Source organism: Nonomuraea endophytica, assembly GCF_014203235.1.
GTDB lineage: Bacteria > Actinomycetota > Actinomycetes > Streptosporangiales > Streptosporangiaceae > Nonomuraea > Nonomuraea endophytica.
Genome location: NZ_JACHIN010000002.1, coordinates 432,772 through 458,260, shown reverse-complemented (window position 1 = coordinate 458,260; position 25,489 = coordinate 432,772). Strand labels below are relative to the sequence as shown.

Below are 25,489 nucleotides of genomic sequence, written 5' to 3'. Positions count from 1 at the left end.
GCCATGTTCACCGTGGGGTTCGTGGTCAATCCGGTGGCCGGGCTGGGCGGCTCGGCCGGGCTCAAGGGCAGCGACGGGACCGACGTCCAGCGCGAGGCCCTGGCCAGGGGCGCGCGGCCGCGGGCGGGGGAGCGGGCGGCGCAGGCCGTCCGCACGCTGCTCGCCCGCCGTCCCGGCGTCCGGATCGCCACGGTCCCCGGCCCGATGGGTGTCGAAGGCGCCCACGAGCTGGTGCGGCCACCGGCCCCCCACCACCCGGAGCCCGGCCGGATCGCCGGCGGGGTGGGACTGACGACGGCGGAGGACACCAGGGCGGCGGTGGCCGCGCTGGCCGACGTCGACCTGCTGCTGTTCGCCGGCGGCGACGGCACCGCGCGCGACGTCCTGGACGCCGTCCAGGAGCTCGGTGAAGCGGCCCCTCCGGTCCTCGGGATCCCGGCGGGGGTCAAGGTCTACTCGGGCTGCTTCGCGATCAGCCCGGCCACGGCCGGGTTCGTGGCCGCCGACTTCGACGGCACGACGGCCGAGGCCGAGGTGGTGGATCTCGACGAGGAGCTCTACCGCCGCGGCGAGGTCAGTCCACGCCTGTACGGCTCGCTCAGGGTCCCCGCGGCCCGTGCGGCGCTGTCGGGCAGGAAGGCGGGCTCGTCCGCGACGGCCGAGGGGACCGTCGAGGGCATCGCCCGCGAGGTCGTGGCCACGATGCGCCCCGGCATCCGCTACGTCCTGGGCCCCGGCGCGACCACGCTGGCCGTGGGCAGGGAACTGGGGCTGGCCACGACGCTGCTGGGCGTGGACGTGGTCGAGCGTGGCGGCTCGGGATTCGGCGGCGTCGGTGGTGTCGTGGTCGGTGCGGACGTCTCGGAGCCCGAGTTGTTCGAGCTGGTGCGCGGCGAGCGGTCGGCGCTGGTCCTGTCGGTGATCGGCGGGCAGGGCTTCGTGCTCGGCCGCGGCAACCAGCAGGTCTCGCCCCGGGTGCTCGACGCGGTCAGGGCCGGCGGAGGGGAGCTGATCGTGCTGGCCACCCAGCAGAAGCTGGCCACGCTCAACGGCCGTCCGCTGCTGGCCGACACCGGCGACGAAGAGACAGACAGCAAGCTCAGCGGACACGCCCGGGTGATCACCGGATACCGCGAAAGCACGATCTACCGGATCTGTCCGGCAAGTGAGGAGTTCCAGATATGAGCACGCTCGACGGCAAGGTAGCGATCGTCACCGGCGGTGCCTCGGGCATCGGCCGCGCGACCGCGATCCTGTTCGCCAAGGAGGGCGCGAAGGTCGTCGTCGCCGACGTCGACGCCGCCGGGGCGCGGGCCGTGGCCGAGGAGGTCGGCGGCACCGCCGTACAGGCCGACGTGTCGCAGCCGAAGGACTGCGAGCAGATCGTCCGCACCGCGGTCGAGACCTACGGCGGCCTGCACGTGCTGTTCAACAACGCCGGCATCATCCGCCGCACCACCGCGCTCGACCTCGACGTCGAGGAGTGGGACCGGGTCATGGCGGTCAACGTGCGCTCGGTCTTCCTCATGAGCAAGTACGCCATCCCGGCCATGACCGAAGGCGGCTCGATCGTCAACACCGGTTCGGGCTGGGGCCTCAAGGGCGGCGGCAACGCGATCTCCTACTGCGCCTCCAAGGCGGCCGTGGTCAACATGACCAGGGCGCTGGCGATCGACCACGCCAAGGCCGGGATCCGCGTCAACTCCGTCAATCCCGGCGACACCAACACCCCCATGCTGCGCGACGAGGCCAAGCAGCTCAACGAGGACTGGGCGGCGTTCGAGAAGGACGCCGCCGACCGGCCGATGGGTCGCTCGGGCACCCCCGAGGAGATCGCTCAGGCCGTGCTCTTCCTGGCGAGTGACGCCGCCAGCTACATCACCGGATCAGCGCTCGTCGTCGACGGCGGCGGGCTCGCGTAACACCCCTCAGGAGTAAGACATGAAGCGTGCGGCGGCCGTCATCGGCATCCTCGCGATCGCTGCCACGGCATGCAGTGGCGGCGGCGGCGCACCGGGCGTCCCCGGCTCCAGCGGCAAGGACGCCGCCGGCGGCCCGGTGACCATTCGCTGGTCGGCCTGGGGGTCGGCGGAGGACATGAAGCTCTACGAGCCCCTGGTCAAGGAGTTCGAGAGCAAGAACCCCAACATCAAGCTCAAGCTCGAGCCGGTGGCCAAGTACGAGGACTACCACCCCAAGCTCCTCACCCAGCTGACCAGCAAGACCGCGCCCGACGTGTTCTTCGTGGGCGACGACAACATCGGCAAGTTCGTCCAGGCCGGTGTCCTGACCCCGCTCAACGACCAGCTCGCGAGCGCGGACTCCAAGAGCAAGCCCGAGGACTTCTTCGACGGCGTGTACGGCGGCGCCAAGAAGGACGGCCAGATCTACGGCGTCCCGAACGACGTCAACCCCGAGGTCCTCTGGTTCGACAAGCAGGCGCTCAAGGACGCCGGCATCACCGAGAACCCGGCCGAGCTTTACGCCGCGGGCCAGTGGACGATGCCCAAGTACCTGGAGATGAGCCAGAAGCTGGTCAAGTCCGGCAGGTCCGGCTCCCTGTTCTGGAACTGGTACGGCTCCACGTACAGCATGATCCACGGCTTCGGCGGCAAGGCGTGGGACGGCGGCAAGTTCACCGCGACCACCGACCCCAAGTCCCGCGAGGCGCTGCAGACGCTGGCCAAGGGCTACCAGGACAAGACGTTCGTCTCGATCGACCTGCTCCCGGCCAGCAACGGCGGCAACACCCAGTTCCTCAAGCACAAGGCCGGCTTCTACGCCGGCGGCCGCTGGGTGATCGACATCCTCAAGAAGGGCGGCGACAAGGCCAACTACGACATCGTGCCCTTCCCCTCCCCGGACGGGAAGCCGATGTCGGGCGCCGTGGCCGCCTCCTACCTGGCGATCAACAAGGACACTCCGCACGCGAAGGAGGCCTTCCAGTTCTTCACGAACTTCGTCAGCAAGGAAGGCCAGATCACCCGCATGAAGGGCGGCGGCGCCGTGCCGTCGATCAAGGGCGCCGAGTCGGTCGTCCTGGACGGCTACCCCGAGCACGCGCAGACCCTGATCGACGTGCGCGACAACGGGTTCGCCAACTACCCGGAGGAGGTCGCCGTGCCCGGTCTGACCGCCGACATCAACGAGCACCTCATGAAGGTGTGGCAGGGCAAGGTCCCCTTCGACCAGGGCATGACCGAGCTGCAGAAACTCGTTGAAGGCAAGCTCGGCTAGTGGCCACTCTCACCCGCCCCAGGACCGCCCCGGCCCACGCCTCCCCCAAGGGGAAGGTGCGGAGCCGGGACGGCCTGTGGGCCGCCTTCTTCCTCGCGCCCCAGGTCATCGGCCTGATCGTGTTCCTGGTGGTGCCGCTGGGCTTCGCGCTCGTGCTGGCGTTCATGAAGTGGGACGGGCTCGGCAACCAGAGCTGGGTCGGGTTCGACAACTTCGCCGCCCAGCTCGGCGACCCGGAGTTCGGCCGGGCGGTCTGGAACACCGTCAAGATCGCGCTGATCACCGTGCCCATCGGCCTGTCGCTGGCCGTTCTCATCGCGGTGGGGCTCAACAGCATCAAGGGCGGCAACTTCTACCGGGTGCTGTACTTCATGCCGGTGGTCACGAGCTCGGTGGCGGTCGCGCTGATCTGGCAGGTCATCCTGGCCAACGACGAGAACGGCGTGCTGAACACCTCGCTGAAGAACTGGTTCGGCATCACCGCGCCCGACTGGCTGGGCAGCCCCCAGTGGGTGGTCGTCTCCATCGCGGTGGTGACGATCTGGTCCTCGCTCGGACTCAACGTGGTCATCTTCATGGCCGGTCTGCAGACGATCCCGCCGCAGGTCTTCGAGGCGGCGCGGATCGACGGGGCGAGCCCCGTGCAGATCTTCCGCCGGGTCACGCTCCCGCTGCTGTCTCCGACGATCTTCTTCTCCACGATCGTCGCGGTGATCAGTTCACTGCAGGCGTTCGACCTGATCTACGTGCTGGTCGACCCGAAGGACAACGAGGGCGCTCAGACGATCGTGTTCCGCGTGTTCGAGCTGGGCTTCCAGAAGTTCGAGTTCGGCATGAGCAGCGCCGCGTCGATCCTCCTGCTGCTGCTCACCCTGATCGTCACGCTCGTCCAGTTCGCCGCGCAAAAGCGCTTCGTCCACTACGACTCCTAGGGATCCGCCATGCGAACCAGGCAGGTAGCCCTGCACGTCTCGCTGACCGTCGGCGGGCTCCTGATGCTGTTCCCCTTCGTCTGGATGCTGCTGACGTCCTTCAAGGGCACGCACCAGATGCTCAACAACCCGACCGACTGGCTGCCCAGCCCCTGGCTGCCGCAGAACTACGTCGAGGTGCTGACCGGGAGCACCATCCTGGGCGCTTTCTGGAACAGCTTCTACATCGCGGTCGTGAACGTCGCCCTGACGCTGCTGACCTCGGCGATGGCCGCCTACGCCTTCGCCCGCATCAAGTTCCGCGGCTCCGGCGCGCTGTTCGTGCTGTTCCTGGCCACCCAGATGGTCCCGCCGCAGGTGACGATCGTCCCGCTCTACCTGATGCTGGCCAAGTTCGGCTGGGTCGACTCGCACATGTCGCTGATCGTGCCGACGATCGTGAACCCGTTCGCCGTCTTCCTGCTGCGCCAGTTCATCCGGGCGGTCCCGGTAGAGCTGGAGGAGGCGGCCAGGATCGACGGCGCCAACCGCTGGACGATCTTCTGGCGGATCGTGCTCCCCAACATCAAGCCGGGCCTCGGCGCGATGGGCATCATCGCCTTCCTCGCCGCCTGGAACTCCTACTTCTTCCCGCTGATCTTCCTCAACACGCCCGAGCTGTTCACGGTGCCGATGCTGCTGGCCACCTACGCCAAGCAGTTCGGCGCGATCGACTACGGCCTCATCCTGGCCGCCTCCTCGATCGCGGTCGTGCCCACGCTGATCGCCTTCCTGATCGGCCAGCGGAAGATCATCAACTCGATGGCCGCTTCCGGCCTCGGAGGACGCTGACCTTGTTCACCCTCGACCTGCGCGAGCGCCCCTTCACCGACCGCGGCTCCCGCCTGCTGGTGATGGCCGCCGACGACGGCTCCCTGTGGATCGCCCGCGCCCTGTACGAGACCCGTCTCGGCGAGACGGCCGTCCTCACGGGCCTGCGGCTCTTCCGCGGCGACCACGAGCTGCCGGTACGGCAGGCGCTCCCCGACCGGATCGACTTCGAGGACGGCGTGAGCCTGGCCTTCGCCGACCCGGAGACCTTGGTCCTGACCGGGACCGGCGCCCGCGCGGTCTGGGACCAGGGCGAGGCCGCCGTGGAAGGAACGTTCACCCTCGTGGGCGAGGGCGTCCACGAGGACGTCCCGGAGAAGGCGGCCGAAAGGTGGGCGGCCTGGTTCGCCAAGCTGCCCGCCGTACGCGAGGACCTGCGTGAGCGCGCCCAGATGGCCTGGTGGACGCTCGCGGTCAACCTGATCGACATCAGGGGCCGCGAGTCGCTCGTCCCCTCCAAGTACGGCTACGTGGGCCTGTGGAACTGGGACTCCTACTTCCACGCCATCGCCCTGCGGCACGCGGAGCCGGAGCTGGCCCGCGAGCAGATCCGCATCCTGCTGGACAACCAGCGCGAGGACGGGCTGATCCCCGACGTCGTGCACGACCACGGGTCGCTGGCGGAGACGACCGACCTGCCCCGCTCCGACCTGGCCCGCCTGGCCGAGCACGTCGGCGGCGAGCCGCTCAGGGAGGTCGTGCCGGTCACCAAGCCCCCGCTGACCGCGTGGGCCGTCTGGAAGATCCACGAGGCCGCCCCCGACCGCGGCTTCCTGGAAGAGGTCTACCCGAAGCTGGTCCGCTCCCAGGAGTGGTGGTTCGAGCGCTCCGACCCGGACGGCGACGGTCTGGCCGAGTACCTGCACCCGTACTCATCCGGCCTGGACGACAGCCCGATCTGGGACCACGGCCCCCGCGCCGAACCCCCGGACCTCAACTCCTACCTGGCCTTCCAGTACGACCGGCTGGCCGACATCGCGGCCGAGCTCGGCCGCCCCGAGGCCGCGGACTGGCGGGCCAGGGCCCAGGCGCTCACCGACCTCATGGTCGGGCGACGCTGGACCGGCGCCCGCTTCCGCACCCTGGTCGGCGAGGTCGTGGCCGAGGTCAGGACCCCGCTGGACCTGATGCCGCTGTTCACCGGCCGGCTGCCGAAGGAGGTCGCCGACCGCCTGGTGGCCGACCTCCGCTCGCCCTCCTTCTGGGGCGAACGCCCGGTGCCCACCGTGGCCTTCGACGACCCCCGCCACGACCCCGACGCCATGTGGCGCGGCCCGGTCTGGCTGAACGTCAACTACCTGCTCGCCGACGGGCTGCGCCGTTCCGGGTACGGCGAGGCCGCCGACGCCCTGGTGGCCAGGACGCTGGCCATGGTCCGCGACGGCGGCGGCCTCTACGAGTACTGGAACCCGGAGACGGGCCGGAAGGCCAAGCGGGCGACCACCGGCTTCGGCTGGTCGGCCGCCCTCTTCCTGGACCTGGCGATCACTTCGCCAGCTTGACCGCGCCCCGCGCCAGAGACACCAACTCGGGCGTCGCGGTGGCCGGGAACGGCGCGGACGGGTCGGTCGCCAGCGTGGTGATGGCGTAGACCTTCCCGTTCGCCGCCCGGTAGGAATGGCCGAGGGCCAGCAGGCCCACCTCCGAGCCGCCCTTGTACCAGGTGCCCTCCGCCAGGCTGCCGGGGTTGACGGACATCACCCGGCCGACGTTCGGGTCGGTGAACTTGCGCAGCTCGGCGTGGGCGCGGGCGATGTCGGCGGGGGAGGCGAACCATTCGATGGTGTCGAGCTCGCGCGGCGGCTTCAGCCACGGCACGATCGAGGTGAGCGGCAGCTTGCCGATCGTGTCACGCAGGTAGGCACGCTTGGCCGCCGTGCCGAGCGCGAGGTAGGCCTTGGTGTGCTTGGGATAGTCGGCGCCCTTGAGCGTGAACATCTCCCGGGTGCTGAGGACCGGGAAGTTCCTCTTGTCCCGGGCGCCCCAGGCCCGCATGGTCTTCTCGACGGCCTTCTTGCCCACCTTGTGCAGGAGCATGTCGGTGCCGGTGTTGTCGCTGATGGAGATCATCAGCGTGGCCGCTTCCAGGACGCTGACCTTGCTGCCGTTGGGACGGTCCTGCAACTCGCCGCTGGGCAGGCTCTTCAGCTCCGGCGTGATCGTGAGCTGAGTGTTCCAGGAGAGCTTGCCCTGGCGGATCTGCTTGGCGAGCGCGCCGAGAATGTAGAGCTTGAACATGGAGCCGATCGGCCGGTCGGTGTTCTGGCCGATCGCGTGGATCGGGCGGATCCGGCTCCCCTTGATCTCCGCCGCCAGGTAGGCGTGCCGGGGCGCCACCTTGGCGAGGCGCTCGTCCAGTTCCTTCCAGGTCTTGGGCTCCGGAGGCAGGGGCAGGATCGGCTCGGCGCCCAGGAGATCGATCTTGCCGGTGTCGTCGACTCCCAGCGTGACCGTGAGCTTGTGGCCCGCCAGGGTGGCCGTGACCTCGATCTGCTTCGGCCGGGAGCTGTCCACGGCGTTCAGCGTCAGCCCCGCCAGCTGCTGGAGGAACGCGTTGACCTCGGCCGGCGGCACCGCGGCGAGGTAGCTGTCGGCGATGTGCTCCTTGATCTCGCTCTCCGGGACCGGCGCGCGCCCGATGGCGTCGAGCACCCAGCGCAACTGCTGCCCGGCGGGCGTCGCGGGGATCTCCACGCCGGGCGAGCCCGTGGGTGAGGGCGACGGGCCGGCCGTGGCGCCGGCGGCGGTCGCGACGCCTGATCCGGCCAGCAGCGTCGCGGCGACGGCCAGGGCGAGCAGGGACTTCGATGTCAGTCGAGGGATCATGGCTCCACTCTGGCGACCCGGGCCCGCCGTACCCACCGGGTTGACCGCACACCGGTATGCGGTCAACCGCATAGACGTGACGCATGGCCTCTGAGCAGGATGGATACCCATGAGAGCGTTCGCGAGCGCCCTGGCGGTGCTGTCCGGGGTGAGCCTGATCATCGGCTCGATGATGGACGGCAATGGGGTCGACCAGTGGCTCTTCATGCTGATCGGCCTGCTCACCCCCGTGCTCGGCTGGCTGATCACGCTGCGCCGCCCCGAGATCCCGTACGGCTGGCTGCTGCTGGCCACCGCCTGCAGCCTCGGCGTGGGCACGCTGGGCAGCGCGCTGGCCCGGCACGCGGGCGCGGACTTTCTGGGCAACGGGTTCACCGCCGCGTTCGCGGTCTTCTACGGGCTGGTGTGGGTCTTCCTGCCGCTGCTGTTCCCCGACGGCCGGCTGCCCTCGCGGCGGTGGCGGCCGGTCGCCTGGATCGCCGGGGTGGCGATCGCCCTGCACGCGGTGGCGACGACCCAGTCGTCCCTGGACCCGTTCAAACAGGGGCCGCCCGTCATGACCGGCCCGGCCGACCTGGTGGCCTCGATGGTCAGCGGACTGGCGCAGATGGTCGTGTACACCATGGCGATCGTCGTGCTCTTCGGGCTGGTCGTGCGGTGGCGGCGGGCGGGGGCACAGGAGCGGCCGCAGTACCTGTGGATGATCTGCGGGAGCGCGCTCGGTGTCATCGGGTTCGCGGTGGTGCTGTTCTACCTGCTCGCCGATCACCTGGCGATCGTGGGCATCGGGACCATGACCGTGGTGGCGGCGGTGCCGGGGGCGATCGGCGTCGCGCTGGTGCGGCACCGGCTGCTCGACATCCGGCTCGGCATCCGGGGCTCCAGGCTCTCGCTCGTCTTCGACATGCGGCCCACGGTGAGCGAGCTGCTGTCCGAGCTGTCGCCGGAGCTCCAGGACGCCGAGCCGGGGGAGCAGCTGGCCGGGCTGGCGCGGGCCGTACGGGAGGGGCTGGACGTGCGGTGGGCGGAGGTGTCACTCACCGGCGGCCCGCGCTTCACCGCGGGCGAGAGGCAGGGCGAGGCGACCGTGCGCGAGCGCGTGGCCGGCGGGCTCGGGGAGCTGGCCGTGGGGGAGAAGAACCAGGGGCGCTTCACCGCCGAGGACCGGCGGCTGCTGCACGCCTTCGCGGTGCCGGTCGGGCTGGCCATCCGCAGCGCCGCGCTGGCCGGGCGGCTGGTCAACGCCCAGGAGGCCGAGCGGCGGCGGCTGGAGCGCAACATCCACGACGGCGTGCAGCAGCAGCTCGTCGCGCTCATCGCCGGGCTGGAGCTGGCCCGCGCATCCGGCGGCGCGCCCGAGATGCTGCCGCCGCTGCGCGAGCAGGCCCGCCAGACCCTCGACGACCTGCGGGAGCTGGCCGCCGGCATCCATCCGTCCGTGCTGGCGCAGGGCGGCCTGGTGGAGGCGGTGGAGTCGCGCTGCGCCCGCCTGCCGGTGCCGACGACCGTGCTGGCCGACCCGGACCTGCGCGCGGCCCGCTTCGCCGACGAGATCGAAGGCGCCCTCTACTTCACCGTCAGCGAGGCGCTGGCCAACGCGCTCAAGCACGCCGCCGCTGGAAAGATAGAGGTACGGCTGTCGCACCACGACGGCCGGCTGCGGGCCTCGGTCCGTGACGACGGCAGGGGCTTCGAGCCGTCAGCCACCGCCCTGGGCGCCCTGGCCGACCGGCTGAGCGCGCTCGGCGGCGGCCTGGAGGTGTCGAGCACGATCGGAGAGGGGACCACGGTGAGCGCGTGGGTGCCGGCACATGGCTGAGCCGCTGCGTATGGTCGTGGCCGACGACCACTACCTGGTGCGCGAGGGCACCAGGCGGCTGCTGGAGACGTCGGGGCGGGTCGAGGTGGTGGCCGCGGTGGGCAATGCCGACGAGCTGCTCGACGCGGTCCGCAGGTTCTCGCCCGACGTGGTGGTCACCGACATCAGGATGCCGGGCGGCGGCTGGCGGGCCGGATTCGAGGGCATCGACGCGGCCCACGCCGTCCGGTCGGCGTTTCCCGGGGTCGGGGTGGTGGTGCTGTCGCAGTTCGGCGACGCGCTCTACGCCTTCGAGCTGTTCAAGAAGGGCACCGAGGGCTTCGCCTACCTGCTGAAGGACCGGGTCGGCGACCTCGACGAGCTGCTCGGCGCGATCACCGCGGTGGCCGAGGGCGGCTCGGTGATCGACCCCAAGGTGGTCGAGGGGCTGATGTCGCGGCGGGAGGTGCGCGGCGGGGGCGGCTCGCCGCTCGGCTCGCTGACCGAGCGGGAGCGCGAGGTGCTGCGGGAGATGGCGCGGGGGCGCTCCAACCCCGCGATCGGGCGGGCGATGCACCTGTCGCTGTCGTCGGTGGAGAAGCACGTCAACGTGATCTTCTCCAAGCTCGGGCTGGAGAACACCGGCGACGTCAACCGGCGGGTGGCCGCGGTGCTGGCCTACCTGGAGGGCTGAGGCCTCATCCCAAGAGCCTCATCCGAAGACCGACGGGGGCGGCACCGGGGCGAGGACCGGGTCGCCGTCGCGGATGGGGGCGGCGCCGGCGACGAAGTTCGTGAGGGCCTCGCCGTACACGCATCTGGCCTGGGTGAGGCCGCCGGCCGCGCGGCGGGTGAGCAGGTCGACGGGCAGGGCGGTGCGGGAGGCGGCGACGATGAGGTTGCCGAAGCGGCGCCCGCGCATGATGGCGGGCTCGGCCAGCAGCGCGACGTGGCCGTAGGCGGCGGTGACGGTGGCCAGCAGGCGGCGGGCGAAGGCCAGGCCCTTGCCGTCCGCGATGTTGATCAGCAGCGTGCCGGTGGGGCGCAGCACGCGCGCCAGGTCGGCCAGGTACTCGGTGGTGGCCAGTTCGACCGGCATCGTGGCGGCGGTGAAGGCGTCGAGCACGACCAGGTCGGCGCTGTCGTCCCAGACCTTCTGGGTGCCCTCCCTGCCGCCGGCGACGATCACCTTGAGCTTGGGGACCGAGCGCAGGTCGAGCTGTTCGCGCACGAGGTTGACCAGCAGGCCGTCGGGCTCGAGGACGATGTGGCGGGAGCCGGGGCGGGTGGCGGAGACGTAGCGGGGGATGGAGCACGCACCCCCGCCGACGTGCAGACAGCTGAGCGGGCCGTCATCCATGACGTCGATCACATCGGCCATCAGCCGCACATATTCAAATTCCAGAAATGTGGGGTCTTGTAGGTCGATGTATGACTGAGGTACGCCATCCTTGGACAGCACCCAGCCGTCCTGCCTGTCCAGATCCCGGAGCAGCTCGACTTCACCGAACGTCACCGGGTACCGGCCGGGCATCGGCTCCCGCTGTCCACGTGCCACTTTCTGTCCCCTTCCCTGGGAGAAACGGTATGCGACGACGAAGGCTGATTGTCCTCCTTATTGCGCTTCTGGCGGTGATGGGGGCGGGAGCCTTCGCGGTCCTCGCGGCCAACAGCACGCACGGAAGCCCGGAGCGGACGGCCGCGTCGTACTTCACCGCCTGGCGCCGCGGCGACGTGCAGGCCATGAGCAGGCTCGTCTTCCAGGTGCCCGACGATTTCATGGAACGGCACCTGACCCTGTCCACTTCGCTGCGCGTGGACGCCATCGAGCTGACCCCCGGCGCGCTCACGATGACCGGCGAGCAGAGCGCCGAGGTGCCGTTCACCGGGAGGCGGAAATTACGCGAGCTCGGCTGGTGGGAGTTCCAGGGCACGCTGAGGCTGGCCGTACGCGAGAAGGGCTGGCACGTCCTCTGGTCCCCGGAGACCCTGCACCCGCTGCTCAAGGACAACGGCATCCTGGAGCTGGCCTCGGTGCAGGCGCCCTCGGTCGAGCTGGTCACCAGTGAGGGAGAGCGCTTCCCTGAGAACAACTACGCCGCGTACTACCTGGAGAAGGTGGCCGACGCGTACCCGCACAAGAAGGGCACCGCGCTGCAGGCGATCCTGCCGGACGACAGCACCCAGACGCTGATCAGCAAGGTGTCCAAGCCCAAGGCGCAGAAGACCACGCTCTCGCGCGCCGTGCAGGCCGCCGCCGCGCGGGCCCTGGACGGCGTCTCGGACGCGGCCATCGTGGCGATCCGGTCGAGCACCGGCGAGATCGTCGGCGTGGCCGACCGGCTGGAGCGCGGCAGCAAGGCGTTCACCACGTACTTCCCGCCCGGCTCGACGTTCAAGACCGTGGTGGCCGCGGCGCTGATGGGGACCGGGCTGTCCGGATCGTCGCAGGTCGACTGCCCGGGTACCTACCAGATCCCCAACTTCAGGTCCTTCACGAACGCCGGCGGCACCGACCGGGGCACGATCAGCTTGACCGAGGCGTTCGCGCACTCCTGCAACACCACCTTCGTCGAGGAGGTCACCACCCGCATGGAGCCGGGCGACCTGATCGAGGCCGCCGCCCCCTGGGGCTTTCGCGGCATGCAGGTGCCCACCGGCGCGGGCGGCGCCTGCGGCCGGATCCCCGAGCCGGACAAGCTGAACCTGGACTGGCTCGGCGAGGCCGCCATCGGCCAGGCGAGCGTGCAGGCCACGCCGCTGTGCATGGCCGCCGTCGCCGCCGCGGTCGAGAGCGGCGTGTGGCGCTCGCCCCGGCTGCTGCCCGCCGACGAGGCGGCCGACCTCGACGGCCCGCCCCTGCTCGACGTCGAGTTGGACGCGGACGTGGCCGAGGGGCTGCGGGAGATGATGCGGGGCGTGGTCGAGTACGGCACCGCCGCCGGCGCCGGCCTGCCCGAGGGCGTGGCGGGCAAGACCGGCACCGCCGAGGTGGACACGGGGAGCGAGCACGGCTGGTTCATCGGCTACCAGGACGACCTGGCCTTCTGCGTGTTCGTCCGCAACGGCGGCTCGGGCCGCTCGGCCGCCGTCCCCATCGCGGTGCGCTTCCTGCAAGGGCTGTAGGGGTTGCTAAGGGGTACCTAACCTACGGTACCGTAAGTTATATGACGACCACCTTCGCGAAGCCCAGGCTGCGCGGCTGGTTGCACACGGGGGCGCTGCCCGTGACGCTTGTCGCGGGATTCGCGCTCGTGGCACTCGGCCCGACGCTGCAGGCACGGCTGGCCTCGGCGATCTACGCCGTCACCTCGGGGCTGCTCTTCGGCATCTCGGCCACCTATCACCGCGGCACGCTCGGCCCCAGGCTGGCCGAGGTGCTGCGCCGGTTCGACCACGCCAACATCTACCTGATCATCGCGGGCACCTACACGCCCTTCGCCCTGCTGGCCATGTCCGGCGTCGCCCGCATCGCGGTCGTCTCGGTCATCTGGGGCGGCGCGCTGATGGGCGTGCTGTTCCGCGTCTTCTGGATGGGGGCGCCGCGCTGGCTCTACACCGTCCTCTACCTCGCGCTCGGCTGGACGGCCGTCTTCGTGATGCCTCAACTGCTGGAGGGCGCGGGCATCGCCGCCGTCATCCTGGTGGCCGTGGGCGGCGTCTTCTACAGCGCCGGAGCCATCGTGTACGGCCTGCGCCGCCCGGACCCGTCACCCGCGTGGTTCGGGTTCCACGAGGTCTTCCACGCCTTCACGCTGGCCGCGTACCTGGTGCAGTACATCGCCGTGTCGATCGTGGTGTACTCCCACGTGTGAACCTCGGTGATGAGCGGTACGTGTCGGTGACCACCTTCAAGCGCGACGGCACCCCGGTGGCCACCCCGGTCTGGTGCGCCCGCGACGGCGAGGCGGTCGTGATCTGGACGGTCGCCGACTCCTGGAAGGTCAAGCGCGTCCGGGCCAACCCGCGCGTCACCGTCGCCCCGTGCGACCTGCGCGGCAAGGTGACCGGCCCGGCCGTGGACGGCAAGGCGGAGATCCTCCCGGCCGGGGAGTCGGAGCGGGTGCGCGACCTGCTGCGGCGCAAGTACGGCCTGATCGGGCGGATCACCCTGCTGGGCAGCCGGCTCAGAAGGGGCGCCACCGGAACTCTTGCCATCCGGATCACCGATATTTGACCCCATCGGGGTCTCCATGAGTGATCTTTCTGGAAAGCATCGGGGCATGGAGCAAATCGCGCGCACGTGGTGGCTCGTACTCATCCGAGGCATCTGCGCCATCATCTTCGGCATCCTGGCGCTGGTCTGGCCGGGGATCACGCTGTACGTCCTGGTGATCTTCTTCGGCGCCTACGCGATCGTCAGCGGCCTCTTCTCGCTCTTCGCGGCCTTCGGCCACAGCGTGCAGTCGAGGGCCTGGCTGATCATCTCCGGCATCATCGGCATCCTCGCCGGCATCGTGGCCTTCGCCTGGCCGGGGATCACCGCGCTCGCGCTGCTCTACGTCATCGCCTTCTGGGCGATCTTCACCGGCATCGCCGAGATCGTCGCCGGCATCGCGCTCCGCAAGGAGATCGACAACGAGTGGATGCTCATCCTGGGCGGCGTGCTCTCGGTGATCTTCGGCATCCTGCTCATCATCTGGCCGGCCACCGGGATGCTCACGCTGACCTGGCTGCTCGGCGTCTTCGCCATCATCTACGGCGTCGCGATGGTCGTCCTGTCCTTCAAGGTGAAGAAGCTCGCGCCGTGAAGCGATGGGCACGGAAAGTTTACGGGTATTTACGGCATCTATAGGGAAGGTATGTCGTGTCTGGCTCACCCGGGAGGAAGACATGGATGTACTCGACCGCCTCGCCCGCCATCTCCTCGTCGACGGCTACCGGCTGGTGCTCGACCTCGAACGCAGCCAGGGTTCCTGGCTCACCGACCTGCGCACCGGCCGCAAGTACCTGGACTTCTACACCTTCTTCGCCTCGGCTCCGCTGGGCGTGAACCCCCCGTTCGACGCGGGAACGGCACGACTCCTGGGCGAGGTGGCGCGTAACAAGCCCGCCAACCCGGACATGTACACCGAGCACCTGGCCGACTTCGCCGACACCTTCAGCCGCGTGCTCGGCGATCCTGAACTGCCCCACCTGTTCTTCGTGGAGGGCGGGGCGCTGGCCGTCGAGAACGCGCTCAAGACCGCCTTCGACTGGAAGAGCCGGCGCAACGAGGCGGCCGGGCGCGGCCGTGCCCTCGGGACCAAGGTCCTGCACCTGACCCGCGCCTTCCACGGCCGCAGCGGCTACACGCTCAGCCTCACCAACACCGACCCGGCCAAGACCGACCGCTTCCCCACCTTCGACTGGCCGCGCATCGAGGTCCCCGCGATCCACCACGGCGACGTGGAGGCCGCGGAGGCGCGCGCCCTGGCCCAGGCCCGCGCCGCGTTCGAGGCCCACCCCCACGAAATCGCCTGCTTCATCGCCGAGCCCATCCAGGGCGAGGGCGGCGACAACCACATGCGCCCGGAGTTCCTGCGGGCGATGCAGCAGCTGTGCCACGAGTACGACGCGCTGTTCGTCCTGGACGAGGTGCAGACCGGCGCGGGGACCACCGGCACCCCCTGGGCCTACCAGCAGCTCGGCCTCGAACCCGACATCGTGGCCTTCGCCAAGAAGGTCCAGGTGGGCGGCATCATGGCCGGGCGCAGGGTGGACGAGGTCGCCGACAACGTCTTCCAGGTCAGCAGCCGGATCAACTCCACCTGGGGCGGCGGGCTGGTCGACATGGTCCGCTCCCGCGCCCTCCTGGAGATCATCGAGCGCGACGACCTCATCGCCCGCGCCGCCACGCTCGGCGAGCAGGCGCTCGAAGGACTGACCAAGATCCAGGCCGAGCACCCCGACCTGATGTCGAACGCCCGCGGCCGCGGCTTCATGATCGCCTTCGACCTGCCCGACCCGGCCGCCCGCGACGCGCTGGTCCGCCGGCTGAGGGAGGACGAGGCCGTCCTGGTCCTGCCGTGCGGCGAGCGGTCGGTACGGCTGCGCCCCGCCCTGAACATCACGGAAGAAGACCTGGACCACGGCCTCAAGGCGATCGCACGGACCCTGGCCTGAGCGCCCCCTCGGACCCTGGTCTGGGCGCCCGCTCGGGGTCTGATCTGAGGGCCCGGTCGCGCAGGGCGGTCGCCGTGGCCGCGTCGGCGGGCAGGAACGCCTCCAGGTGCAGCTCGGCGACCGTCACGTCCATCGCGGTGGCGAACGAGGTGATCGTGGTCAGCAGCCGCAGCTCGCCGTCCCGTGAGCACAGCCGCAGCGGGACGGCGAAGCCCAGGTGCTCGGGCCCCGGCGCCGCCTCGGGCAGATAGGACTCCAGCTCCTCGATGTAGACGTCCAGCCGAGGATCGGGGCTGCGCAGCAGCTGGGCCCGCAGGTTCTCCACCACGTGCCGTCCCCAGTCGGCCAGGTTCGCCACCCGCGCGCCCATGCCCCGAGGATGCAGCGCCAGCCGGAACAGGTTCACCGGCGGCTCCAGCAACTCCGGCGCGGCGCCCTCGGTCAGGACCTCGAAGGCCGCGTTGGCGGCGAGCAGCTCGCCGTAGGGCCGCACCACCACGGCCGGGTACGGCAGATGCCCCTCCAGCACGCGCTCCAATGCCTCCCTGACCGGCCGCAGCACGGGGTCGTCCAGGTGGGACTCCGGGAAGGCCGGAGCGTACCCAGCGGCCAGCAGGAGCCCGTTGCGCTCACGCGGCGACAGCCCGAGCGAGTCGGACAGCCGGACCACGATCTCCCTGCCGGGCCGCGAGCGCCCGCTCTCCATGAAGCTGAGATGCCGCTGCGTCGTGCCCGCGCGCCCGGCCAGCTCAAGCTGGCTGACCCGGCGGACGCCGCGCCAGTGCTTCAGCGCGCTTCCGAATCGTTCCACAAGCACTTTCTAGCCCAAACCGGGCGCTAGCCACGATTCCCTGCCGGGAATTGCCGCCCCGCGCGCCGCCGAGCAGGATCGTCGGCATGACGAAAAACGTGATCGACGATTTCAACGCCGCCTTCCGCACCCACGACCCCTCCGGCCTGCCCGCTCTGGTGGCCGCCGACTGCGCGCTGGAGAACGTGGACGGGGCCGCCTACACCGGGCCCGGCGAAGCGCTGCGCTTCTGGTCGGCGCTGGCCGCTGACGAGACGCTCACCTGGACGGTCGAGGACGTCAGCGTGCTGGGCGACCAGGCGGTCATCCGGTGGAGGTTCGCCTCGGGCGGCGCCGTCACCAGGGGCCTCAACCTCATGCGGCTGCGCGACGGCCTGATCGCCGAGGCGACCGGCTATCTGAAGGTGGGCATGGAGTGACCACCCAGCCGGGCGCGGGCGCGCGTCACGGCGGTCGGGCGGTGCGGCGGAGGAGCGTCACCCTGGAGGGCCCCCAGCCCTGTGTGGCGGTTGGGGTGGGGGCGGCTCTGCCGTACGGGAAACTAGTCGTCAGACCTTGAGTTCCACAGGCCTATGGCGGTGACGCGGGAATCCACGCCGAGTTTGGCGTAGATGCGATTGACGTGGTTTTTCACTGTCTTCTCGCTCAGGAACAAGCGCTGGGCTATCTGGCCATTGGACTGACCTGTGGCTATCAGATCCATGACCTCTGCCTCGCGCTTGCTTAAGGATGTGAACACGCCGCCGAAGGCGGTGTCGTCGACTCTCATCCGGCCTCCGTGGGCACGATGTCGGTCAGATCGCCGAGGGACCCCCGTGCTTCCGGCGCTAGCGGTAGACAGCGAGCATAACTCGCAAAGTCTTGGTTTGGGGACGATGCCGGAGAAAACGACGATGGCCGGTCCTTCAGGACCGGCCATGTCACCAAGGGTGAGTGACGGGACTTGAACCCGCGACATCCAGGACCACAACCTGGCGCTCTACCAACTGAGCTACACCCACCATGCGTGCCGCATCGCGGCGGCACAGGAAAAGTGTAGCGGTGTTCGGGAGTCTTTACGCCACCCGATTAACCGCTGACACGTTCGGCGAGTCCGCGGGCCGTGACCGAATCGGGACCCGGCTGGCCGACGAACACCGCGGCCCGATAGTAGCGCAGCTCCCTGATCGACTCGGTGATGTCCGCGAGGGCCCGGTGGCCGCCCTGCTTCTCCGGCGCGGCGAAGTAGACCCGCGGATACCAGCGGCGCACCAGCTCCTTGATCGACGACACGTCGATCATCCGATAGTGCAGGTACGCGTCGACCGCGGGCATGTCACGCGAGATGAACGTGCGGTCGGTGCCGATCGAGTTGCCGCACAGCGGCGCCTTCTTCGACTCGGGCACGTGGCGGCGGATGTACTCCAGCACGAGCGACTCGGCCTCGGCCAGCGTGACCCCGCCGGCGAGCTGCGGCAGCAGACCCGAGGCCGTGTGCATCTCGCGCACCACCCGCGACATCTGCTCCAGCGACTCCGGCGGGGGCTTGATGACCACGTCGACGCCCTCGTCCACCTGGTTGAGCTCGCTGTCGGTGATGACGCACGCCACTTCGACGAGCGCGTCACGACTCAGGTCGAGGCCGGTCATCTCGCAGTCGATCCATACGAGCAAGTCACTCATGGGGTCAGCCTAGTGCCCCTGCTCAGGCGGGCTTGAGCGAGCCGATAACCTGGTCCACCACATCGGTGCCCAGATTGTCCGGAACGGAGATGTAAACCAGCGCCGGACGCTCGCCCGGACCCCTGTCCATGAGCACCACCGCGCCGTTCTCCTTCTTCCACTTGTACTTCTTCTCCTCGGAGATCTTGGAGAAGTCGAGCTCGAACTGCAACACCCACGCGTCCTTGTCGCCGATCTTGAGCGCCTCGTTCTTGACGATCTTGCGGGTGTGCGTGAGCTGGTAGTAGTTGCTGAACGAGGCCAGCACCGCGCCGGCCGCCGTCTGCAGGCTCTGGCCGTTCTCATAGGGGTAGAGCTCGTTCAGCGCGCCGCTGTAGACGTTGCCGATCCAGTTGGACTCGCCGTTGTACTTCTCGTGCGAGACCGCCTCGACCGCGCTGGTCCACCGCTGCTGCGTCGGGTCGGTGCCGTTGACCCGGTCGGCCGGGGGGACCGTCCAGCCCTCGGGCGCCTGGAACGAGACGCCCGCCTGGGGGTCGGTGATGCGGCCGTCCTGGATGCCGGGCATCGTCGAGGGCGCCGGGTCCGGGGTGGAGGTGGTGCCCGGGTCCTCGGTCTCGGTCGGGGTCGGGAAGATGTCCGAGGAGGGCGGCGGGGTCTCCTGGGCGGTGGTGCCGCCGGTCCTGTTGACCACGACGACCGCGGCCACCACGATCAGCGCCACCACGACCAGCACGCCCACGCCGCCGAGGATCCAGGGCAGGGGGCCGCCGGGCTTCTTGGGCTGCTGGCCGTAGGCGGTGGGGCCGGGGAGCTGGCCGTACTGCCCGTACTGGGCGGTCGGCTGCTGGCCGTAGGGGGGCTGGCCGTACTGGCCTGGCTGCTGGTTGAACTGGCCCGGCTGGGCGTACTGGCCCGGCTGGGTGTGCTGGCCCGGCTGCTGGGCTTGCTGGCCCGGCTGTTGCTGGGCGTAGGGGTTCTCGGCGAAGGACGGCTGCGCGTACTGGTTCGCGCCGGACGGCGGTTGTCCGTACGGGTTTCCGCCCGATGACGGCTGGGCGTACGGGTTCGCGGCGGGCGGCTGCTCGTAGGCGTTCGCGCCGGAAGAAGGTGGGGCGTACGGGTTCGCGCCGGATGACGGCTGGGCGAAGGGTGTGGACCCCGGAGGCGGCTGGGGGCCGGAGGACGCCTGGGGGTCCGGCTGGCCGTACTGGCTCTGGCCCTGCGTGGGCTGGCCGAACTGCAGCGTGGGGTTGGCCGGGTGGGCCGACCAGTCCGTGCCGCCCTCGACGAGGGTCGGGGGAGTCTGCTCCTGCGCGTGCGTGGCATCGGTCCACTGGTTGCCGTCCCACCAGCGGAGTTGGGGCGATCCGTAGGGGTCGGGGTACCAGCCCGCGGGGGTCTGCGAGGTCATGTCGCCAGAGTAGTAAGAACTGCTATGAGATGCATTGTCAGCACTTGTAGGTGAAGCTCGCCTTGTCCTGCAGGCGCTGCGGCGAGACCACGGTCAGCGTCGCCGTGAGCTTGGCCGTGCTTTTGCCCGACACCGTCCACTTCAGCGGCACCGTGTAGGACGACTTGTCGGAGGTGGTGCGCTGCGTCTGGCGGATCTTCTCCTTCCTGTCGCTCTGCGCCCACTCGTAGACGATCTCCCCGGATGCGCCGTTCGTGATGATCTTGCCGCTGATCAGCACGTCCGCGTCGCAGCCCTGGGCCTTCTTCGGCGCCGTCACGTCGACCGAGGTCACCGCCAGCGGCGTCGACGGCCCGCTCAGCCGGAACCACGCCAGCAACGCCCCCGCCACGATCACCGCGAACACCGCCGCCGCCAGGATCGTCCGCCGCCGCCTGGCCCGCGCGGCCCGCCCGCGCCGCTTGCCCGGCGCCCCGACGGCGTCGGCCCGGCCCTCCCGCCAGATCCGCTCCGCCGTGGTGCCGATGGACGCCGCCACCCCGGGTCCGAAGTGCTGCTGCTCCAGCGCGGGAACGTGCAGCAGGGTGACGATCTCGCCCTCGTCGCGATCGGGGATCGGGTTGACGCCGATCTCCAAGGTCGTCCGGTTACGCACCTCCTGGGCCAGCCGGTCGCGGGTGATCTGTCCGCCGGGCAGTACCTCACGCTGGCCGAGCAGCACGTCCCTGGCCGCCGCCAGCCCGTGGAGCGTGGCCGTGGCCGCCGCCCGGTCGAGCAGCTGCGCGGACGGCGCCGGGCAGTCCGCGCCCAGCGCCCTGGCCAGTGACGCCCACGCCGCCACGTCCCGCTCGGGCTCGGCCCGCAGCCCTCTGATCGCGTCGGCCAGGCCGCGCTCGATCAGCACCGCGGAGCCGTCGTCGCCGATCACGACCGTGCCCGGGTGCAGGGCGCCGTGCGCCAGTCCCGACGCGTGCAGGGCCTGCAGCGTCTGCGCCGTCTCCACGAGTACGGCTGCCGCCCCCGGCGGGTCCACCGCCCGCGCCGCCATGAGATCGCCCAGCGACGGGCTGACCGGTCCGGCCGTGAGCAGCCACACCTCCTCGCCCGCCGCCACCACGTCGGCCACCTGCACCAGGCCGCTCAGCCCGTTCTGCGTCAGCGGCCGGTCGGCCACCACCGTGGCCACGACGCGCTCGCGCACGCCGGGCAGGCCGACCACGCCGCCGTCGAACCGCAGCGCGCCCGCCCTGCGGCCGGACGGCGTGATCGCGTCGAACCAGGTGCCGAGTTCGGTGATGCGGGTGTGGTCCGTGAGCCGGTAACCGGCGATGGACTCGCTCGCGTTGCTCATCGCCGTCGTACCCCCGGGTCTCCTAGCGCCTCCTGCGGTGCCTGCCAGACATGCGGCGCTTCACCGCAAGTGTGACGGGAACCGCGCCGGACGTCACCAGCCCGAAGGCCAGCACCGCCGCCACGCCCTTCCCGTCGAACCCCTCGGAGGCGAACCCCTCGGAGGCGACCCCCTCCAGAGCCGCGCCGTCCTCCTGGACCGCGTCACCGGACCCGGCGCCCTGCTGGGCGGCGGCCCGGGGGGCCGACTGTGCCTGGGAGCCCGCGGCTCGCTGGGAGCCGGCCTGCCGGGAGCGCGTGCCCTGCTGGGTGTCGGTTTGGTCGCCGCGGGTCGGTTCCTTCTCCGGGGGCTGTTCGCCCTCGGGCGGCCGGGTCGTGGGCGGCTGGGTTGTCGGCGGCTGGGTGGTGGGTGGCCGGGTCGTGGGGGGTTGGGTGGTCGGCGGGGCCGAGGTGGTGGGCGGCGAAGAGCTGGGCGGCGGCGAGGTCTCGTCGGCGCTGGAGCGTCCCGTGATGCCCTCGTCCGGCGTCTCGCTGGGCGACGGCGTCTTGGCCGGCTTCTTCGTCTTGGTCGGCGTCGCCTTGGGAGTGGGCGTGGGCTTCGGGGTCGGGGTCTTGACGGGCGGCTTCGTCGTCACCGCCACGGGCGGCGGCGCCGCGGTCACCGAGACGGACGGCTCCGGGGTCGGCTCGGGCGTGGTCGCCTCGGGTGTCGGCTCCGGTGTGGTCTCCTCCGGGAGCGGCACTTCGAGCGATGACGCGCTGGCGGTGGGCGTACTGCGTGCGGCTTGGAGCGTGGGCTCGTCGTCGGAGGAGCTGACCACCACGATCGCGACGGCCACCAGCACACCGGTGCAGACCGCCCCGATCGCGACCTTCGCCCCCAGCTTGGTCATCAGCTTGGCCGCCGGTGACGTGAGATCGGTACGCGCCATCGTCGTCGCGACCTCGGCCACCTCTTCGGGCGGCGTCGGGAACATGAGCAGCAGCAACCCGGCCAGCCTGGCCAGGCGGCGGTGCCCGCGCTCCTCCCAGCCCGGCCCGTACGCCTCGACCGCCACCGCCTCCAGCTCCGCCAGCAGCGCGTCGGCCGTCGGCGGACGTTCGGTGGGATGCTTGGCCAGCCCCCGCTCGACCAGCCCCCGAAGCGCCTCGGGAACCTCGTCGACCGGCGGCGGCGTGCTGTGGTGCTGGCGGGCCAGCGCGGCCAGGTTGGTCGCCCGGTAGGGCCGGGCGCCGGTCAGGCATTCGAAGAAGACGATCGTGGCCGCGTACACGTCGGTCGTGGGCGACGCGGGCGCGCCCGACCACTGCTCGGGCGCCATGTACGGCGGCGTGCCCGACGTGTTGGCCCCTTGCCCGGCCCGTACGGCGATGCCGAAGTCGACCAGCTTGCTGGTGCCGTCGCCCTGGACGATCACGTTCTCGGGCTTGAAGTCCCGGTGGACCACGCCGACAGCGTGGGCCTCGGACAGGCCGAGCAGCGAGCCCTTCAGGACCGTCAGCGCGGCCTCGGGCCCCGTGGGGCCCTCCGAGCTGAGGACCTCGCGCAGGGAGACGCCGTTGACCAGGTCCATGATGATGGCGGCGCCCTCGCCGGTCTCGACGTAGTCGATCAGCCGGGCGTTGTACGGGCTGCGCATGGTGCCCAGCAGGCGGGCCTCATGGCGGAAGCGCGCGACGAACGTGACGTCGGCGCGCAACTCGTCGGACAGGTACTTGATGGCGACCTGCTCGCCGTCATGGTCCCTGGTGGCCAGGACTACGCGTCCTGACGCACCGGCCCCGAGTTCGCGTACCTCGGTGTAGCCGGGAACCCCCCAATGCCCATACATAACGCCTCTTCTCTGGAGTCGTCAGGGCCCCCACCCACAGCAGACGCTCGGCAGTGTAACCCGTCTTACTCCAGAGAAGTCGGATATTTCACCGTTCCGGTTTGGGGGTTTCCGACGTCTTCTCGGAGGGTTTCTGTTCTGTTGGCGTCTCCGACGGGCTTTCGGAGGGTTCGGAGGGGCAGGCGGGGGTTTGTCCGCTGGCGCTGTCCGCCTTCCCTCCGGCCGACGCCGTCACCGACCACCGGGACCCGCAGGGCGTCTTCCCGGCCTGGAACGAGAAGGATCTGGTGTAGGAGGTCTCCCCGGCCAGGTCCACGGCGTCGCTGCCGATGGTCCGTCCCGCCACGGTGAACACGACGCTCAGCCGTACCGCCTGGTCGTTGAGGGTGGAGACGGCGACCGCCGCGCTCGCCAGGCCGCGCGCGCCGAGCGCGGCGCGCAGCACGCTGATGCGCTGCACGCCCGCCGGACAGCTGACCGTCGCCCGTGACGTGGCCTGCCGGTCGCCCGCGGTGACGGTGACGGTCAGCGTGCCGCCGCAGGGACGCTTGTCGAAGGTGTGGCTGTAGGCGCGGGTGTAGGAGGTGTCGCCGGACAGGGTCGACTCCCGGGTCAGGACCGGCTCGCCGTTCAGGGAAAGGCTTGCGCGCATCGGGATCGCGGCCGTTCCGCTGGCCGCGGCCGAGATCCGCATGCTCACCGCGCGGCCGGGTGACTCGGCCACCGACAGCGCCACGCGCAGGCGGGTGACCTCCGTGGGGCATTCGGGGACGTTCACGCTCGCGCTCTTCGCGCCGCCCGTCGCGGCGGGCGAGGTGCTGACGGTCAGCGTGACCGTCTCGCCGCACGCGCTGTCGTCCAGGGTGTGGCTGAAGGAGCGCGTGTAGCTGAGCGCGCCGCTCAGCCGCGCCGTCGTGGTCTTGACGGGCGTGCCGCCGACCGTGAAGCGGGCCGTCAGCGTGACCGGGACCTTGCTCGTGACGCGTACGGTGGCCGTTCCAGCGGCCGCGTTCCCGTCATTGGAGGAGAGCGTCAGCTTGCCCAGGCCGATGCCCGAGACCGTCGCCGGGGGAGTGGGCGTCTTCGTGGGTTTCGGGGTGGGTGTCTTGGTGGTCGGTTTGGTCGTTGGCTTGGTGGGCGTGGGGGTATTGGTGGTGGGTGCGGTGGTCTCGGCCGGGCCGGTGGTCTCGGGCGGATCGGTGGGCTCCGGGCTGGACGGGCTCGACGCCGACGGGATCACCGCCACCGGCACGGAGGCCACCGCGCTCGGATCGACCACCTCGGGGGTCTCCGGGAGCGTGGTCGTCGGCGGCGTGCCTAACTGCGCCGGGCTGAGCGGCGCCGGAGTCCGCGACGCCGCGACCACGTCCACCGGAGTGGTCGACGGACCGCGCGAGCTCAGGATCACCACCGCGGCGACCGCCACCGCGACCGCCAGGCCCGTGCCGACCCCCATCCTGACCGCGTTGTGCCGCATCGCCTTGAAGACCGTCCGCGTCACGGACGTGCCCACCTCAGGCGTCGCCACCGGTTGCGGGACCGGCCAGAGAGCCGCCAGCAGGGCCACCAGCGCGGCCAGGCGGCGTTTGCCGCGTTCCTCCCAGTCCTCGCCGTAGCCCGCCCTGGCCGCCTCCTCCAGCTCGGCCACGAAGTCCGCCGCACTGGCCGGGCGCTGGTCGGGATGCTTGGCCATGCCTCGGGTCACGAGATCGCGTACGGGCTCCGGCGCGTCGTGGACCGGGATCGGCGCGTGCAGATGCTGATAGCCCAGCACGCTCGGCTCGGTCGAACGATAGGGCCGGTGCCCGGTCAGGCACTCGAAGAAGACCGCGGTCGCCGCGTACACGTCGGTGGCCGGTGAGGCGGGCCCGCCCGCCCACATCTCCGGCGCCATGTAGGGCGGCGTGCCCTCGGGATGGGCAGCCGTCCCCTCCCGTACGGCGATGCCGAAGTCGACCAGCTTGCTGGCCCCGTCCTCGCGGACGATCACGTTCTCCGGCTTGTAGTCCCGGTGCACCAGCCCGATCGTGTGCGCACGGGCCAGCCCCAGCAGCGAACCCTTCAGCACCACCAGGGCCGCCTCGGGGCTCGTGGTGCCGTTCTCGCGGAGCAGGGCGCGCAGGGACACGCCGTTGACCAGCTCCATCACGATGGCGGCGCCGCTGGGCTCCTGGATGTACTCCCACATGGTCGCGATGTGCTGATCGCGCAACGTGGTGAGCAGCCGCGCCTCCGACTGGAACCTGGCCAGCGCGGCCGGATCCTGCCTGAGCCGTTCGGCCAGATACTTGATCGCGACTTTGACACCGGTGTCGTCGTGCTCGGCCAAGACGACCCGGCCACTTCCGCCCGTACCGAGCTGTCGGATCTCGGTGTAACCGGGGGCACTCCACTCCATCGCCAACTCCCATCAGGAGGCGGCCCACCAGATTGGACGTGCGATCTAGCGGTCAGGTTTTCATGAAACTACTGCCATCTCCGGATGTGAACGGCTATACCGATACCTTCTCTAACCGGTCTCCCCACCCACCCCCCTGACCAGCCCCAACCCCACCCACCCTCCGAACCCTCGCCCCGGCTCCCTTCCAACCCGCTCTAAGTCACGCCCTCACTCGCCCCTGACTCCTCACACCCCGACCTCCGAGCCACGCC

23 protein-coding genes and 1 tRNA gene are annotated in these 25,489 nt (G+C 70.5%); 14 read left to right on the top strand and 10 right to left on the bottom strand.

Going from position 1 to position 25,489, the window contains the following annotated elements; translation table 11 throughout:
- Positions 1–3: 3 nt before the first annotated feature.
- The 6 genes from HNR40_RS10245 to HNR40_RS10220 are packed head-to-tail and all read left to right on the top strand — an operon-like array spanning position 4 to position 6,541.
- On the top strand, positions 4–1,185 hold the full coding sequence (locus tag HNR40_RS10245; protein ID WP_184960080.1) for an ATP-NAD kinase family protein: 1,182 nt from the start codon (positions 4–6) through the stop codon (positions 1,183–1,185).
- Positions 1,182–1,922: an SDR family NAD(P)-dependent oxidoreductase gene (locus tag HNR40_RS10240; RefSeq protein ID WP_184960078.1), complete on the top strand. Its 741-nt coding sequence runs from the start codon at positions 1,182–1,184 to the stop codon at positions 1,920–1,922. The genes HNR40_RS10245 and HNR40_RS10240 overlap by 4 nt, the downstream gene beginning before the upstream one ends.
- Positions 1,923–1,941: 19 nt before the next feature.
- On the top strand, positions 1,942–3,237 hold the full coding sequence (locus tag HNR40_RS10235) for an ABC transporter substrate-binding protein (protein WP_184960076.1): 1,296 nt from the start codon (positions 1,942–1,944) through the stop codon (positions 3,235–3,237).
- A complete protein-coding gene (locus HNR40_RS10230; protein WP_184960074.1) occupies positions 3,237–4,169 on the top strand; it encodes a carbohydrate ABC transporter permease in 933 nt (310 codons plus the stop codon). The genes HNR40_RS10235 and HNR40_RS10230 overlap by 1 nt, the downstream gene beginning before the upstream one ends.
- Before the next feature lie 9 nt (positions 4,170–4,178).
- Positions 4,179–5,000: a carbohydrate ABC transporter permease gene (locus HNR40_RS10225; protein ID WP_184960072.1), complete on the top strand. Its 822-nt coding sequence runs from the start codon at positions 4,179–4,181 to the stop codon at positions 4,998–5,000.
- Positions 5,001–5,002: 2 nt separating this feature from the next.
- Positions 5,003–6,541: an amylo-alpha-1,6-glucosidase gene (locus tag HNR40_RS10220; protein ID WP_184960070.1), complete on the top strand. Its 1,539-nt coding sequence runs from the start codon at positions 5,003–5,005 to the stop codon at positions 6,539–6,541.
- On the opposite strand, the gene HNR40_RS10215 is transcribed toward HNR40_RS10220, so the two are convergent.
- Positions 6,525–7,865 carry a serine hydrolase gene (locus tag HNR40_RS10215; RefSeq protein ID WP_184960068.1) on the bottom strand — a complete coding sequence of 447 codons (1,341 nt, stop codon included), beginning with the start codon at positions 7,863–7,865 and terminating at the stop codon, positions 6,525–6,527. The two genes, HNR40_RS10220 and HNR40_RS10215, sit on opposite strands and share 17 nt — an antisense overlap.
- Before the next feature lie 109 nt (positions 7,866–7,974).
- On the opposite strand from HNR40_RS10215, the gene HNR40_RS10210 reads away from it, so the two are divergent.
- On the top strand, positions 7,975–9,684 hold the full coding sequence (locus HNR40_RS10210) for a sensor histidine kinase (RefSeq protein WP_184960066.1): 1,710 nt from the start codon (positions 7,975–7,977) through the stop codon (positions 9,682–9,684).
- Entirely contained in the window at positions 9,677–10,357 is a 681-nt protein-coding gene (locus HNR40_RS10205; RefSeq protein ID WP_184960065.1) for a response regulator transcription factor, read from the top strand. The genes HNR40_RS10210 and HNR40_RS10205 overlap by 8 nt, the downstream gene beginning before the upstream one ends.
- An 18-nt stretch (positions 10,358–10,375) precedes the next feature.
- Here the strand turns inward: HNR40_RS10205 and HNR40_RS10200 are convergent, their stop codons facing one another.
- Positions 10,376–11,221 (bottom strand): spermidine synthase, encoded by an 846-nt coding sequence (locus tag HNR40_RS10200; RefSeq protein ID WP_312896267.1) that lies wholly within the window; start codon positions 11,219–11,221, stop codon positions 10,376–10,378.
- Between the two features lie 29 nt (positions 11,222–11,250).
- Here HNR40_RS10200 and HNR40_RS10195 point away from each other — a divergent pair, with 29 nt between their 5' ends.
- The 5 genes from HNR40_RS10195 to lat all read left to right on the top strand — a co-directional run bounded on the left by HNR40_RS10195 (position 11,251) and on the right by lat (position 15,768).
- Positions 11,251–12,789, top strand: a complete 1,539-nt coding sequence (locus HNR40_RS10195) for a penicillin-binding transpeptidase domain-containing protein (RefSeq protein WP_184960064.1) — start codon at positions 11,251–11,253, stop codon at positions 12,787–12,789.
- Positions 12,790–12,830: 41 nt separating this feature from the next.
- Positions 12,831–13,478, top strand: a complete 648-nt coding sequence (gene trhA / locus HNR40_RS10190; RefSeq protein ID WP_184960063.1) for a PAQR family membrane homeostasis protein TrhA — start codon at positions 12,831–12,833, stop codon at positions 13,476–13,478.
- Entirely contained in the window at positions 13,475–13,840 is a 366-nt protein-coding gene (locus HNR40_RS10185; protein ID WP_184960062.1) for a PPOX class F420-dependent oxidoreductase, read from the top strand. Before trhA ends, HNR40_RS10185 begins: the two co-directional genes overlap by 4 nt.
- A gap of 46 nt (positions 13,841–13,886) precedes the next feature.
- Positions 13,887–14,414, top strand: a complete 528-nt coding sequence (locus HNR40_RS10180) for an HdeD family acid-resistance protein (protein ID WP_184960061.1) — start codon at positions 13,887–13,889, stop codon at positions 14,412–14,414.
- A gap of 82 nt (positions 14,415–14,496) precedes the next feature.
- Entirely contained in the window at positions 14,497–15,768 is a 1,272-nt protein-coding gene (gene lat / locus HNR40_RS10175) for an L-lysine 6-transaminase (protein WP_184960060.1), read from the top strand.
- Here lat and HNR40_RS10170 read toward each other — a convergent pair.
- Positions 15,740–16,579: a helix-turn-helix domain-containing protein gene (locus tag HNR40_RS10170; protein WP_184960059.1), complete on the bottom strand. Its 840-nt coding sequence runs from the start codon at positions 16,577–16,579 to the stop codon at positions 15,740–15,742. The two genes, lat and HNR40_RS10170, sit on opposite strands and share 29 nt — an antisense overlap.
- 86 nt (positions 16,580–16,665) lie before the next feature.
- Between HNR40_RS10170 and HNR40_RS10165 the strand changes: the two genes are divergently transcribed.
- Positions 16,666–16,998, top strand: a complete 333-nt coding sequence (locus HNR40_RS10165; RefSeq protein WP_184960058.1) for a nuclear transport factor 2 family protein — start codon at positions 16,666–16,668, stop codon at positions 16,996–16,998.
- A 122-nt stretch (positions 16,999–17,120) separates the two neighbouring features.
- Here the strand turns inward: HNR40_RS10165 and HNR40_RS10160 are convergent, their stop codons facing one another.
- The 7 genes from HNR40_RS10160 to HNR40_RS56170 form a co-directional block, all read right to left on the bottom strand.
- The gene (locus HNR40_RS10160; RefSeq protein WP_184960057.1) at positions 17,121–17,348 is read right to left on the bottom strand and encodes a helix-turn-helix domain-containing protein; all 228 of its coding nucleotides are present in this window, start codon (positions 17,346–17,348) and stop codon (positions 17,121–17,123) included.
- A gap of 159 nt (positions 17,349–17,507) precedes the next feature.
- A tRNA-His gene (locus HNR40_RS10155) sits at positions 17,508–17,580 on the bottom strand.
- Between the two features lie 67 nt (positions 17,581–17,647).
- Positions 17,648–18,241, bottom strand: coding sequence for an oligoribonuclease (gene orn / locus HNR40_RS10150; RefSeq protein ID WP_184960056.1), 594 nt, complete (start codon positions 18,239–18,241; stop codon positions 17,648–17,650).
- Between the two features lie 22 nt (positions 18,242–18,263).
- The gene (locus HNR40_RS56180) at positions 18,264–19,655 is read right to left on the bottom strand and encodes a DUF2510 domain-containing protein (protein ID WP_184960055.1); all 1,392 of its coding nucleotides are present in this window, start codon (positions 19,653–19,655) and stop codon (positions 18,264–18,266) included.
- Positions 19,656–19,692: 37 nt separating this feature from the next.
- Entirely contained in the window at positions 19,693–21,006 is a 1,314-nt protein-coding gene (locus HNR40_RS10140) for a protein kinase family protein (RefSeq protein ID WP_184960054.1), read from the bottom strand.
- A 22-nt stretch (positions 21,007–21,028) separates the two neighbouring features.
- Positions 21,029–22,837, bottom strand: coding sequence for a serine/threonine-protein kinase (locus tag HNR40_RS56175; protein WP_184960052.1), 1,809 nt, complete (start codon positions 22,835–22,837; stop codon positions 21,029–21,031).
- Between the two features lie 88 nt (positions 22,838–22,925).
- A complete protein-coding gene (locus HNR40_RS56170; RefSeq protein ID WP_184960050.1) occupies positions 22,926–25,235 on the bottom strand; it encodes a serine/threonine-protein kinase in 2,310 nt (769 codons plus the stop codon).
- Positions 25,236–25,489: the final 254 nt, after the last annotated feature.